The following is a 13,410-nucleotide window of genomic DNA, read 5'->3' on the forward strand; positions in this document are numbered from 1 at the left end:
GGTCGTGTCTCTTTCCTTGCTGCGGCTCAGCAGGCCGGATCGTCGGGGAAGTCGTGTTGAGTCACTCGCCAGACGTCGTCGTCTCCGCGGGTGAGGGTGAAGCGGTGCAGGGCGCGGTTGTCGCTCGCTGCTTCCGGGGCAATGGGTTTGCCTGCGGCATCGAGGGTGCGCACCGCGGTGGCGTCGACGCAGCTGACTGCGACGGCGCTACGCTCGTCGGCGGAGGTTTCGACCGAGGTGGTGACGATCTTGGGTGTGCCCGAGATGCTCCACCCGTTGACGACGAGTTCTTCCCACTGCACTTCGAGCTCGGAGGCGAAAGCGCCAGCCGCGAAGCCCGCGATCTGCTGGGCGAGGGCCGCTTCGTCTTCGCTGCTGGTGAGCGGCGTGCCGATGGCTGTCGCGATGAGTGTGCTCGCACTCTTCTCGGTGAGTGAGCCCGCACCCCCCGAACCGCCCGCAGTTTCAGGGGAGTTCGGCGGCTCGGAGGATGCGGGGGCTTGTGTGGGCGGCGATGCGCCCTGGGGTGCGGGGCTGGCTGCTTCGGGCTGCTGCGCTCCTGCGGTGCTGAGCCAGATGCCACCGGCGGTGGCGGCGAGCACGGCCGCGATGATCACGGTCAACGCCCACTTCCTGCGCGGTGGCCGATCTGGGTCGTGTGTTTCGGTGGTCATGGTGTCCCTGATTTCTGCGTGTGATGGGCCGGACGAGCGGATCGCCGGCTGTGTTGACCGGGGCGACGGTGCTCCGGTGGTCTGGGGGCGGGCGGGGTGAAACCCACCAGTCTGAGCGGGATTCTGCCGAGGCGGCAGACCGCGGCGAACAGCACGAGACCGATGGCCGCGGCGACGAGGAGGCCTGTGAGACTCGGCCCGATAACGGTGCGGGCGATCACCGCTGGCAGGCCGACACTGCCGACACAGGCGACGAGCGCGGCGAGGCCGGCATCGGGCGCGATCCGCACCCGCAGTAGGAAGCGGATCTCGCACCAGGCGAGCACGGCGTCGATGACGCAAGCGATGGTCCAGGCCCAGGCAGCCCCGACGATCCCCCACATGGCGACGAAGGGCGGGATCAGTGCGACATTGACGGCGACGACCACGGCCTTGTTGATGGCGGCGAGGCCGCTGCGGCCGGCTGTGAGCAGGATGGTCTGCACATTGCCAGCCAGGAAAGCGACGAGCGCGCCGACGCACATTACTGCGAGGGTGGCCGCGCCGGAGGCGAAGTCTGGGCCGAGCACCGAGAGGGCGACCGGCGCGAAGATGGCGAGCAGCAGGAAGACCGGAGCGCTGAACAGCACGAGCCAGCTCGTCGCGGTGCGGTGCAGCTCGCGCACCTCGCCCTCAGCGCCGCGGTGCTGCATGCGGCTGAACACGGGGGCGAAGACCACGCGGATCGCAGAGTCGACGATCATACCTGCGGCGACGAAGCGGCTCGCAGCACCGTACACGCCGGCGGCTGCGGCACCGGCGACCGCGCCGACGACGAGCACCGAGATCCAGAGCAGCATCTGTTCGAGTGCGGCCGAGATCACGCGGGGGCCGGCGAAGCCGAGGGTGCGGGTCGGCAGCTCGGTGCCGAAGAAGCGGGCACCGGCGCCGGCACCGAGGCCGCGCAGCTGACGGGCCACCACCACGAAGGCGAGCGCGAGGGCGATCGCCGCGGGCAGCGCCCACGCAAGCATCACTCCGCTCAGCGCGGCCCCCAGCAGCACAGCGGCAAGAACCGCGAGCAGGCGGGCGGCAGGCAACCCGACACCGCCGATGAGCACGTACTCGGCGATGCGCCCCAGTGCCCGGCTGACGGCGAGAGCGGTGAGCAGCATCGCAGCGATCGGCAGGAATACCGCACTCACACGCACCACTGGGGGCAGCGGATCGGCGGGGTTGCCCTGCGCCGCGATCCCCGCCCCGATCCACACCACCACAGCGCACAGAGAGCCTGCGACACCCGACACCGCGATGAGGAACCACGCCGTGGCCCGCAGCTGCTGCGGCTCATCATCGGCGAGCCTGGGCAGCAGCCACACCGCGGTTGAATCCATGCCGAAGCGGGCGAAGCCGAGCGCAATCATGAACACCGCAATGGCCTGCAGCACAATGCCGGAGTCGGCGTCGCCGAGAAAGCGGGCGAGCACCACCACCAGCAGGAAGCCGAGCAGGGCGCTCGTCGCCGACCCTGCGAAGCTCAGCAGGCTTCGGCGACCCAGGCCCCGCTCCTCGCGCACGGGCGTCGCTACGGCGGTCATGCTGCGCTCGCCGTCAGACGTTGCCGCGCGAGCGCGGCGATGAACTGCACATTGCCGATCAGATAGCGTTTCGCCAGCCGCCGCGGCTCGAGGCCCAGCCGCCAGAACCATTCGAGGCCTGCACGGATCATCCACTGCGGCGCACGACGGTTCGATCCGCTGAGCCAGTCGAACAGGCCACCGCAGGTGAGCACAGCCGGCGGCAGCAGCTCCTCATGCTCCTGCACCCAGCGCTCCTGCACCGGATCGCCCATGCCGACGAAGAGGATGCCGGTGCCGTGCTCGGCGATGTCGGCTGCGATACGCGGCACATCGCGCTCGGCGAAATAGCCGTGGTGCGTGCGGATCCGCACCCCCGGAATACGGGCGCGCAACCGTTCAGCCGCAGCCTCCGCCACCCCGTCTGCCGCACCGAGAAAATAGACGGGCACACCCGCCTCGGCAGCGGCCCGCAGCACTGGCTCGGCAACATCAGTGGTCGCCAGGCGCTCCGGCAGACGCCGCCCCAGCAGCCTCGCACCCCACACCACCGACTGCCCGTCGGCGTAGGTGGTGTGCTGCTGCAAAAAGCCGCGCAGCTGCGCATCCCTGCGAGCCAGATTGCACACGTGCGCGTTCACCCCGACAGCGACATCGACGCCGGGCCTCGCAGCCCACTCGATGACAGTTTCGGCGAAAGACCGCTCCGTGAAGGGGTCGACGACCACCCCGGCCACCTCAACCGAGGCATCGCCATGAGCGTGCACATTGAGCAGCGACATGATCAGTACGCTCCCTCTCGGTGCACCATCACTCGGGCCGTGCGCCACATGATCTGCAGATCGTTCATGATCGACCAGTTCTCGACATAGCTGAGGTCGAGGCGCACACTCTCATCCCAGGAGAGATCGCTGCGACCGCTGACCTGCCACAGGCCAGTGATGCCCGGCTTCACGTAGAGCCGCCGCACCACGGTGCCGTCATAGGCGGTGACCTCGGCTGGCAGCGGTGGCCGCGGCCCCACCACGCTCATATCGCCCCGCAGCACATTCCAGAACTGAGGCAGCTCATCGAGCGAGAGCCGCCGCAGCACACGGCCCACCCGGGTGACCCGCGGATCCTGTTTCATCTTGAACAGCGGACCGGATCCCTCGTTCTGCTCGCGCAACTCAGCAAGCCGGTCTTCGGCATCAACGGCCATCGTGCGGAACTTGAACATGGTGAACAACCGCCCGTCACGACCGGCCCGCTGCTGCCGAAACAGCACCGGCCCCGGCGAGTCAAGCTTGATCAGCAGCGCCAGCACCGGTGTCACCAGCGCGATCGCGGCGAGCGCGAACACGGCCACGCTCACGTCGAAGCCCCGCTTGAGCAGGTGGTGCCCGCCCTCATACGACGGGATCGCGATCTGCAGCATCGGCAACCCCTCGACAGGGCGAAAGGAGATGCGCGGGCCGACGACATCGGTGACCCTGTTGGAGAGCACCAGATTCGCCGCGGTGCCTTCGAGCCGCCAACTGAGCTCCCGCACGAACGAGGGCGCGTTCTCGGGATAGCTGGCGACGATGATGGTGTCGGCCCCGGCCTGCGAAGCGACCGCAGCCACCTGATCGGCGCTGCCCCTCACCTGATAGCGGTGGCCGCCGACCACCAGCGGGCCCCGGTCGGTTCCGAAGAGCGTCGCCGCGACCACCTGGTAGCCGCTGCCGCGATCCGCCTGCAGCGTGCTGATCACATACTCGACATCTGCCCGCTCACCCACCACCAGCGTGCGCGAGGCGTAGTGGCCGATGCGACGCTGCTCGCGCAACCAGCGCCGCCACTCCCACCGCGAGATGAGCAGCGCGATGAGCCCGATCGGCAGTGCGGCGAAGATGAGCACCCGGTCGCCGCTCCAGTCGGCGATCAGCGCGGTGATGGCGACAGCCCCGACGGCGAGACCGGTGGCGTGCGCCACCCGACGATACTCGATCGTGCCGGCCCCGAGGCAGCCGATGTCGCGGCTGCGCATGCCCGTCAGCGCGAGAATCCAGAGCGTCACGAGCGCCGCGGCAACCACGGGCGTCGACGGGCTCTCACCGACGAGCAGGCCCTGCAGCAGCAGCGCAACGCCGATGGAGGCAAGGATCACGAGCGTGTCAGACACCCGCAGGCACCAGCGGAAGTTGCGCTCCCAGCGCCGCCGCCGCTCAAGAGTGGGCGTGCGCCTCGGCGACAACGCGACCGCTCCTGTGAACGTGTCCAGCCCGCTTTCCACAAGCATGCCAACTCCCCTAGCTTGCACTCCATCGTGAATCTGGAGTCAGGCTAAGAAGGATGCTGGCCTCTGCGGGGGGAAGTTACGCAAGCCCTACGGAGGGGTTCGGCGCTGTTCTCCGAGCACGTCGTGGGAAGTTCGCTCTGGCTACGCATTCCTCCGCGGGTGCCCGGCCCGGCCGCAGATATGGGATCTGCCGCAGATATGGCAGTTTCCGCCTCTCCGACCATATACACGGCAGATCCCTGAGGAACGGCCGCGCCGGAGCGCGCTGAGGGGGGCGCTGCGCGCCTACCGTGAGAGGTGCTCGCGCCTGAACCACTGCCGCAGCTCGTCGCGACCGCTCACCCGCAGCTTCGTGAAGACGTGCCGCAGATGGGTGTCGACGGTGCGCACCGAAAGGTGGAACTGCTCGGCGATCCACCGGCTGGAGTAGCCGAGCGAGGCGAAGAGCGCGATCTCCCGCTCCCGCGACGACAGCTCATCGGTGATCGGCAACGGAATCCACATACCGTACTCGGTGAGTCGCCTCGCGGATGGGGTGTCCAATCCGTCGAATCCGTCGAGCAGTTCTTCGCAGTGCGCGCGCAGCGCACTGCCGAAGTCCGGGTCGATCACGGCGGCGAGCGCCTCGATGCGCCCACGGTAGGGCGCGGCCGCCACGCGATCCTCGATCGCGAGCAGTCGCAGCGCGCGCAGTTCGACCAGTTCGAGCTGCTGCGTGCGGGCCCATGAGGCGAGGCGCTGCGCAAGCTCGACGTTCTCAGGGTCGCAGTTCCACTGTCGCGCCTGCAGCGTCAGCAGCCGCAGAAAACCGGTGACGGCCTGCGATATGCCGTAGTGCCTGCTCTCTGCCAGGCGGATCGCGCGCCGGCTCGCGGCGTGCTCGCCGAGCGCGGCGAGCGCGAGTGCCAGCGCGGCGTTGACGAGCCCGATCACGCCGTGTCTGTCGTACAGGCCGAGGCGTTCGCGCAGCCGTTCGGCGCGCTGTGCCGCCAGTCGCCATTTGCCATCGGCGAGGCTCATCAGCACCGCACAAGTGTCGACCAGGCCCGAGTAGTGCATGTCAGAGAAGGATTGCTGCACGGCTTCGGCGAGCATCTGCCGCGCCGATTCGAGCCCGCCGCACCCCCAGGCGCTAATGAACCCGCAGAAGCGCAGCAGGTCGGCGCTGTCGATCTGCGGTTGCTCACCTAGGGAGGCGAACGATTCGGCGTATTCCGCGATCTGCACTGCGGTGTCCTGTCGCCCGCGCTGCGCGAGGATTAACGAGGAGATCGCCCGGCTGAAGGTGCGCTCCCACTCGATCGGCATGGTGCCGAAGTCGCCGGGGTCGGGCACCAGTTCGGCGGCTTCGCGCAGTCGGCCGGTGCGGGAGAGAAAGAGCACCCGTGCGTTGCGCACCACCTCGATGACGCGCGTATCGGCCTCCGCGAACTCGCGTTCGAGTTCGTCGAGCAGCGCTTCGGCTCCTTCGGCGTCGTCGCGGTCGAGGGTGAGATGTTCGACGAGCGCGAGGCGCAGTTTCGCGCGTAGCAGCGCCGGCACACCAGTTACGCGGCGCGTGCGTTCCACAGCGTGGCGCACCTGGTCGAGTGCTTGGGCGAGCCGGTGGCGGTCGCCGAGGAAGCGCGCGATCTGACTGGCCTGCTGTGCGCTGATGGTGAGCTGCAGGGTGGAAGCGTCCGGGTGGGCGGCCACCGCGAGTGCGACGCGCAACCGCAGCTGCAGTTCGTGGCCGCTGCGCAGGATCTCGAGCACTTCCCACAGCCAGCCGAGCGGCACGTTGCGGTCGGCGTCGAGGCCCATCGCCACCAAGCGGAACAGGTGCCGCGGGGAGCGGTAGGGATCTTCGGATCCGAGCTCGTCGTGCAGAGCATCGAACAATTGGTTACTCACCTCGACGAGCCGGGTGGGGCTCATCTGTTCCCGCACCGCCGTGGTGAGCAGCTGATGCTTGAGGCTCAGCGTCAGCCGCCCGTTCGGCCCCGTTCCAGCCGTCAGCAGCCCTTTGTCCGTCAGGTGGGCAAGGTGCACGGGGTCGATCAGCTGGATGAAGGCGTTCTCGAACATCGACTCGACGTGGGCGACGAGTTCGAGGGTGCGCAGCTCCTCTGCGGTGCAGGTGCTGTGCAGAAACTCGTGAAACTCGGTGGGCACCGCCTCCGCTCCGGGCCGCTCATACACCACGCCGCGGGTGCGTCCTACGAGCCCCCGGCGGTCGAGCGTCAGTGCGAGAAGGGTGAGCGACAGCGAGTTGCCCTCCGTGACGCGGTACCAGCGGCGCAGCGTCTGCAGTTCGACGTGCTCGGCGCCCAGCAGTTGCACGAGGAAGCGCTGCGCTTCGGCGACCGAGAGCGGGGGCACCGAGAACTTGCGCACCTGCGGGTCGCGCGCGAGTCTGCCCGCGGCGCCGCTGAGTTGGCGGGTGGTTCCGATGACTCTGATGCGATGCGAGCGCACCAGTCTGTCGAGCATCATCGCCGCCATCGGCGAGTATTGGTCGAGCCCCTGTGCAATGAGCAGCGGGGTGCCGTCCTCGCTCACCCGTTCGACGGCTTCGATGAGGCGGCTCGCGAGCACCTCGGGTTCTTCGACGTTGAAGTGGTCGCTGTTGTCGAGGGCGTCTGGCGCGCCGAAGAGTTCGGGAAAGTAGAGGCCGAAGTGAGAGGCAATGCCGGTGAGCGGGCTCGGCGGGGGTTCCAGCGAGATCACGGAGACCGCTGCTCCGAGCATTCCGCCGAGCGCGGCAGCAGCCTCCTGCGCGAGGCGTTTCTTGCCGGTGCCAGCCTCTCCGATGAGCAGCGCCACGCTGCCCGGGGCGATCAGCGATTGCAGCAGCGCTTCTAAGCGCTCCGGCGTGCTGCTCGCGTCCACTGCGAGGCGCGACTCGGCTGAGACCGTGAATTCGCGATCCGATCCGTCTCCATTGAACAGTTCCATGACCTGACTCCCCCAGGGGAGCCGATCGGCCCCCCACTGCCGCCCGAAAGCCATTTCAGAGTAAGTCCGGCTTTTTCGCTCCGCTTTCGACTTTACGTGTTTTGCACGTACGCAAGTCTCCGCCCAGATGTCACAACACGTCAATGATGTTTTTGAGATCTTGTTCCATGTGTGATAAAGGTGTACGACTTTCTCGGCGTATGTTGCCTGGCCGTGCAAAGATGAGGATCCGGCCGTCACGATTCGAAGGAGCATCATGGCCCAGCACGCAGACCCTGGCGCGCGGTCGGCCGCGGCGCCCGCGGCGCTGGTGATCCTGAGCTCGGTGAAGTGGAATTTCGCTTGGCAGCGTCACCACTCGCTCGCGCGGGCTGCTGCGGGGGCGGGAACCGCCGTCGTGTTCGTCGAGCCGCAGTTGCGCGATGTGCGGCAGATCTTCGCGAGGCTTCGGCGGCGGCGCGGCAGCGCTCCCCCGTCGCAGCAGCTTCCCGAAGGGGTGCAGCTGCTGCGCTGGTCGCCGGTCGATCTGTTGCCTGGTGCCACCTTGCGCCGCATTCGGCGTCGTCTTGGGGCAGCGGCCGCACACGAGACCATGGTGCTGCAGTATGTGCCTTCGCGCCGCAGTCTGGCGCTCGCGCGGCGTCTGAGCGCGGGGTGGATCGTCTACGACAGGGTGCTCGACTGGTCTCAGGTGCCCGCGAGCTGGCACCCGCCGCGCGCCTGGCGCAGCGTTGAGCGCACGCTCGAACGCGAGGCGCGGCTGGTCACCGATTCCGCTGCGATGCAGCAGGCGTGGGCGGATCGCGGCCTCGATTCGCTCCTCTTGCTGCCCGCCGCCGATGACGAGTTCACCGGGTTTCGCTGGTCGAACCCGCAAGCTGACGCTCCGATCGGCTACTTCGGCACAGTGCAGCAGGGCATCATCGATGTGCCGGCGGTCGCGGCCGTTGCCCGCGCCCGGCCCGTGGAGATCGTGGGCGAGGTAGACGAGGCTTCACGCACCGAATTGCTCGCAGCGGGGGTGCGGATCGCCTCACCGGTGCCGGTCTCCGAGTTGCCGCCCATACTCGACGGGTGGAGTGCGATTCTGCTGCCGTATCGCGTGGGCGAGCGCCAGCAGACGCTTGTGCCCGCGAAGATCTGGAACGCGCTCGCCAGCAGCCGCCCGGTGCTCACCCTGGGGTTGTCGCTGCCGCCCGATATCGCGCAGCACACGGTGCCGCTCGACGGCGCGGCGTCGTTGCCAGAGGCCGCGGCCGCAGCGCTCGCGCGGTCGCGGGAGGCACCTCCGGGGCGGGCACCCAGCTGGAGCGATGCGTGGCGGCGAATCGCGGCGCTCGACCGCTCAACCGACTGATTGCCGGGAGACTGTCCTTCGCCTCTTGCGCAGGCTTCGGTGAGGGAGCACGATGAGACCATGAACTCGTCACCGCTCCACGCCGTCCCGGATCGCAACGCCGCCATCGACGTCGATTTCGAGGGCGCCTCTGATGAGCCCGCCTTCACGCTTTTCGCGGTGTTCCGGCTCAGCTCATCGCATCCCGTCACCGTCGACGGCCGCGATGTGCCGGAGGCGGTGCGGGAGCTTGAGGGCGTTGTCGAACTCATCGAGGACGAGGGCGTCACGCTGCGCGGCTGGTACGACGTCAGCGGAATGCGCTCGGACGCCGATCTCATGGTCTGGCTGCACGGCACGGCCGCCGAGGATCTGCAGTGGGCGCTGCGTGAGCTGCGCCGCTCTTCGCTGCTGAAGCCGCTGATCCGCACCTGGGGCGCGATGGGCGTGCACCGCGATGCCGAGTTCAACCGCGGCCATCTGCCGGGTTTCGCGCGCGGGGTTCCTCCGCTGCAGTGGCTCGCCGTGTACCCCTTCGTGCGCTCCGCCGAGTGGTATTTGCTGCCGCCGGAGGAGCGTCGCGCGCTGCTCGCGGAGCACGGTAGCGCGGGGGCACAGCACGCCGGGGTGGTGTCGAACACGGTGTCGGCGTTCGCGTTGGGCGACTACGAGTGGTTGCTGCCGATGGAGGCCGACGAACTCACCGAGCTTGTCGACATGATGCGTGATCTGCGCGGTGTCGATGCGCGCAACTATGTGCACCTCGAGACGCCGTTCTACACCGGTCGACGCATCGAGCCCATCGAGATTGTCGAAGTGCTTCAGTAGTCCCACCCCCGCGCACGCGGGGTGAGTAGGAATCACGGCTTTCCGCTGCTGGCAGGGCCGCGGGCTTCTACGATCTGCGGTGTGGGAGCAATCGCAGTGCAGCATCGGAGTGTCGTGCGCCCCGACCGCAAGGCCGGGTACATGCACGAGATCGATGGTGTGCGCGGGATCGCGCTCACACTGGTCATGCTGTTCCACGTATTCGGTAATGGCAGGGTTTCCGGCGGCGTGGATGTGTTTCTGGTGCTGTCGGCGTACTTTCTCACTCGCAAGCTGCTGGGCTTCTTCGACAGGCCCGAACCGGAGGGTGCCCGCAAGCGGCCAGGCGTCTGGCTGCGCAAGCACTTCATCGGGGTATCGACCAGGCTGATTCCGAGTGCGGTGATCGTGCTCGCCGCGGTGCTGATCGCCACTTGGTTGTGGCTTCCGGCGACGCGCTACCTGCAGACGTTCCGCGAGGTGTTCGCCTCTGCGCTGTACTACGAGAACTGGGAGCTCATCTCTTCGCAGCTGGCCTATGGTGCCGCGGGGCCGGATTCGAGCCCGGTGCAGCATTTCTGGTCGTTGGCGGTGCAGGGGCAGTTCTTCCTGGTGTGGCCGTTTCTGGCACTTGCGCTCTACGGCGTGTTCGCGCGCGCCGGGGCCGGGCGATCGACGTTTCGCAGGGTGTTTCTCGGCACGACGCTGGTGCTGACGGTGGCCTCCTTCGTGTGGGCGCTGGTGCTGGTCGATGCCGACCAGACCGTCGCCTACTTCAATACCTTCAGCCGCTTCTGGGAGTTGGGGGCCGGCGCGATGATAGCGTTCATCCCGGCGAGCGTGTTCGCGTATGGCTGGGTGCGCGAGGCCGGTGTGTGGGTGGGGCTCGCAATGATCCTCGTCTGCGGGTTCATCTTCGACGGGGCCCGCGAGTTTCCCGGCGTGGCGGCCCTGTGGCCCGTGGGCGCGTCGCTGCTGGTGCTCTTCGGGGCGACGCGCGGGGCACCCGACGGTTGGGCGGCGCGCGCGCTGAGCGTTGGCCCGGTAAGGTTTCTCGCCCGGATCGCCTACCAGCTGTACCTCTGGCACTGGCCGGTGCTGGTCTTCACGATGCGGGTGCGGGGCGAGACAACGGTGAGCTGGGGCACCGCGGTCTTCATCGCGGTAGTCTCGTTCGCGCTGGCGATCGCCACTGAGCGGATCGTATCCACGGTGTCACGGCGCTCGCTGGGCGAGTGGTCGTGGCCGCGGGCAGCGGCGGTGCCGCTGGTGCCGCTACTGCTGCTTGCGGTCACGACGGTCGGCTGGGCGGAACTCGTCGACAGGCAGCGCCACGTCGACCTCGCTGCGGCGGCGCAGTTGTCGCCCGAGCAGATTGGGGCCGGCGCGCTGCTCGACGCAACTGAACCCCTCGACCCAGATCCCAATGTCGGCTTCCTCCCCACCCCCACCTCGGCGTTCATCGACCTCGCGCCCATCTACAACAAGGGCTGCATTCAGTCGCACCGCGACGAGCCAGGCGACGGTGCAGTGCTCGTCTGCGATGTCGACGATTTCGGCCGCGAGCGCACGGTGGTGCTGACAGGCGGCTCGTTCTCGGTGCAGTGGTATCCGGCACTGCGCCGCATCGCGGAGCAGCAGCACTGGCGTCTGCTCGTCATCGAGAAAGACGGCTGCCGGCTCACGACTGATCAGACCGGAGACACCTGCAGCGAGTGGAACAGTGACGTGGTGCGCACTATTGCGTCATACCACCCGGACCTCGTCTTCACGCTCGGCAGTGTGGTTTCCTTCGAGCCTGGCACCCCGGAGGAGATTCCGCGCGGCATGATCGAGCAGGTGCAGCGGCTCGGCGAGCACGGTATCAAGGTGGTGGGGATCCGCGGTACACCGAAGTTTCCGTTTGATGTGCCCGAGTGTCTGGTTGAACACGGCGCCGATATGAACGCGTGCTCGCTACCGCGCACCAGCAAGCTGACGCCCGACTTCTTCGGCACGCTGGCGGCAGATCTGCCGACGAACTTTCACATCATCGACCTCTCCGACGCGCTGTGCGGGCCGACGAGGTGCGAGCCCGTGGTGGGCAATGTGCTCGTCTACCGCGACGACGGGCACATGACGAACACCTACGCTCGCACCACGGAGCCGGCGCTGCTGGCAGCACTGCGCGGGGCAGCGCCGCAGCTCTTCGCAGCCGAGCCCGCACAAGGTTGAACCGAGCGCACCCCATCTTGGCGGGTGACCCACATCGAGGTCACCCGTATGGCCGTTTCACCCCTGAGATAACGACCACACGGGTGACCTCGATCACGAGCGGGCGACGCCATGGCCCGCCATAGGATCACAGCCCTGAGTAGGCGTGCAGTCCCTTGAAGAAGACGTTGACGATGGTGAAGTTGAAGATCACTGCGGCGTAGGCGATCATGTTCAGCCATGCCGAGCGGGTGCCTCGCCAGCCGCGCGTCGCACGCGCGTGGATGAAGCCGGCGTAGAGCACCCAGATCACGAAGGTCCAGACCTCTTTGGTGTCCCAGCCCCAGTAGCGGCTCCACGCGGCCTCGGCCCAGATCGAACCGGCGATGAGGGTGAAGGTCCAGAAGACGAAGCCGATGATCGCGAGGCGGTAGGCGATGTCTTCGAGCCGCACCGCGTTGGGGAGCGTGGCGAGGAAGCGCAGCCCGCCAGGCTCCTGCGCCGCGATCTTCGCCTCCCGCCCGGACTGGAGCACCTGGAGCAGGGCGAGCCCGAACGACAGCGTGAAGAAGCCGACCGCAAGCACTGCGACGAGGATGTGGATCACGAGCCAGTACGAGTCGAGCGCGGGCTGCAGCGGCACGATCTCGACATAGTAGTTCACCTTCGAGACGCCCAGGAAGAGGACAACGAGGCCGGTGACGAGCGTGCCGAGGAACCGCAGGTCGATGAAGAGCTGCGCGATGAGGAACACGAGCATGATCGCGCAGGTGGCGGTGAGCGCGAACTCGTACATGTTCGCCCACGGCACTCGCGAGGCGGCGATGCCGCGCAGCACGGTGGCGGCGAGGTGCAGCACGAAGGCGAGCACGGTCAGCGAGAAGCCGATCCGCAGCGAGCGAGAGCGGGGCTGCCGCGTTTCGGTGCGGGGGCTCGCGGTGCGGGTGAGGGTGGCGACGCCGCCACCGCCCGCAGCGGCCTGCTGGGCCCCAGCCCCGGTGGCCTGTTGGGCGGTGTCGCCGCTGCGATTCGCGAGGTCGACCGCGTAGAAGACGAACGCGATCGAATACACGATCATGGCGGAATACAGCGCGATCGTCGAGTAGTGTTCCAGCTCACTCAGCACAGTGCCCCAGAGTACCCTGCGTCCCTGGGAAATCGCAGGCGCGGGTGCCCTACTTTCGGGCCGTCACCTCGACGGTGAACGTGAGGGGCTGGATCCCTCCCTGCTCGTTGAACATGGTGACCTCGGTGCTGCCAGGTGCGAGCGCGGTGACGCCGGGGTTGAACTCTGCGGTGTCGGCGATGCGGCCCGGCGTGAACTCGGCGATGTCGGGGTGGGCAACCTCAGCTGTGTAGCTGTCGACGGCCAGGCTTGAGGTGTTGATGTTGAGCACCTGTCCGGTGACGAGTTCGACGGTTGCGCCTTGCAGCTCGTGTACGCTCATCGAGACCGGCGCGATGGTGTTCTTGCCGATCGGTTCGGTGTCGGCGGGCTTCGATGCGCCGCAGCCGGCGAGGGGCAGGGCCAGCAGGGCGACGGCTCCGAGAGTGGCCAGAGTTGTGCGTCTCATGGCATCAGTGTGGCACTGCACTCAATGTTCCCCAAGTGGGTTCGGCGAGTTCGCAGGGATCTGCCTCCTC

At 67.7% G+C, this 13,410-nt stretch carries 10 protein-coding genes; 3 read left to right on the forward strand and 7 right to left on the reverse strand.

Features of this window, described 5'->3' with window-relative positions; all coding sequences use genetic code 11:
• Positions 1 to 26: 26 nt before the first annotated feature.
• The 5 genes from WFI54_RS11085 to WFI54_RS11105 all read right to left on the reverse strand — a co-directional run bounded on the left by WFI54_RS11085 (position 27) and on the right by WFI54_RS11105 (position 7,430).
• Entirely contained in the window at positions 27 to 674 is a 648-nt protein-coding gene (locus tag WFI54_RS11085) for a hypothetical protein (protein WP_336652854.1), read from the reverse strand.
• Positions 671 to 2,251, reverse strand: a complete 1,581-nt coding sequence (locus tag WFI54_RS11090) for a lipopolysaccharide biosynthesis protein (RefSeq protein ID WP_336652855.1) — start codon at positions 2,249 to 2,251, stop codon at positions 671 to 673. The genes WFI54_RS11085 and WFI54_RS11090 overlap by 4 nt, the downstream gene beginning before the upstream one ends.
• Positions 2,248 to 3,012, reverse strand: a complete 765-nt coding sequence (locus WFI54_RS11095; RefSeq protein ID WP_336652856.1) for a WecB/TagA/CpsF family glycosyltransferase — start codon at positions 3,010 to 3,012, stop codon at positions 2,248 to 2,250. Before WFI54_RS11095 ends, WFI54_RS11090 begins: the two co-directional genes overlap by 4 nt.
• Before the next feature lie 2 nt (positions 3,013 to 3,014).
• The gene (locus tag WFI54_RS11100) at positions 3,015 to 4,493 is read right to left on the reverse strand and encodes a sugar transferase (protein WP_336652857.1); all 1,479 of its coding nucleotides are present in this window, start codon (positions 4,491 to 4,493) and stop codon (positions 3,015 to 3,017) included.
• A gap of 285 nt (positions 4,494 to 4,778) precedes the next feature.
• Positions 4,779 to 7,430 carry a LuxR C-terminal-related transcriptional regulator gene (locus WFI54_RS11105; protein WP_336652858.1) on the reverse strand — a complete coding sequence of 884 codons (2,652 nt, stop codon included), beginning with the start codon at positions 7,428 to 7,430 and terminating at the stop codon, positions 4,779 to 4,781.
• Positions 7,431 to 7,686: 256 nt separating this feature from the next.
• On the opposite strand from WFI54_RS11105, the gene WFI54_RS11110 reads away from it, so the two are divergent.
• The 3 genes from WFI54_RS11110 (at position 7,687) to WFI54_RS11120 (ending at position 11,787) form a co-directional block, all read left to right on the forward strand.
• Entirely contained in the window at positions 7,687 to 8,787 is a 1,101-nt protein-coding gene (locus WFI54_RS11110) for a hypothetical protein (RefSeq protein ID WP_336652859.1), read from the forward strand.
• Between the two features lie 60 nt (positions 8,788 to 8,847).
• Positions 8,848 to 9,594 (forward strand): hydrogen peroxide-dependent heme synthase, encoded by a 747-nt coding sequence (gene hemQ / locus WFI54_RS11115; RefSeq protein WP_336652860.1) that lies wholly within the window; start codon positions 8,848 to 8,850, stop codon positions 9,592 to 9,594.
• Between the two features lie 81 nt (positions 9,595 to 9,675).
• The gene (locus tag WFI54_RS11120) at positions 9,676 to 11,787 is read left to right on the forward strand and encodes an acyltransferase family protein (RefSeq protein ID WP_336652861.1); all 2,112 of its coding nucleotides are present in this window, start codon (positions 9,676 to 9,678) and stop codon (positions 11,785 to 11,787) included.
• 127 nt (positions 11,788 to 11,914) lie between these two features.
• Here WFI54_RS11120 and ccsB read toward each other — a convergent pair whose 3' ends face one another.
• Together ccsB and WFI54_RS11130 are read right to left on the reverse strand one after the other, a co-directional pair.
• Positions 11,915 to 12,844: a c-type cytochrome biogenesis protein CcsB gene (gene ccsB / locus WFI54_RS11125; RefSeq protein ID WP_336653095.1), complete on the reverse strand. Its 930-nt coding sequence runs from the start codon at positions 12,842 to 12,844 to the stop codon at positions 11,915 to 11,917.
• A gap of 97 nt (positions 12,845 to 12,941) precedes the next feature.
• Positions 12,942 to 13,340: a hypothetical protein gene (locus WFI54_RS11130; protein ID WP_336652862.1), complete on the reverse strand. Its 399-nt coding sequence runs from the start codon at positions 13,338 to 13,340 to the stop codon at positions 12,942 to 12,944.
• Positions 13,341 to 13,410: the final 70 nt, after the last annotated feature.

Source organism: Leucobacter sp. MMO-125, assembly GCF_037148395.1.
Lineage (GTDB): Bacteria > Actinomycetota > Actinomycetes > Actinomycetales > Microbacteriaceae > Leucobacter.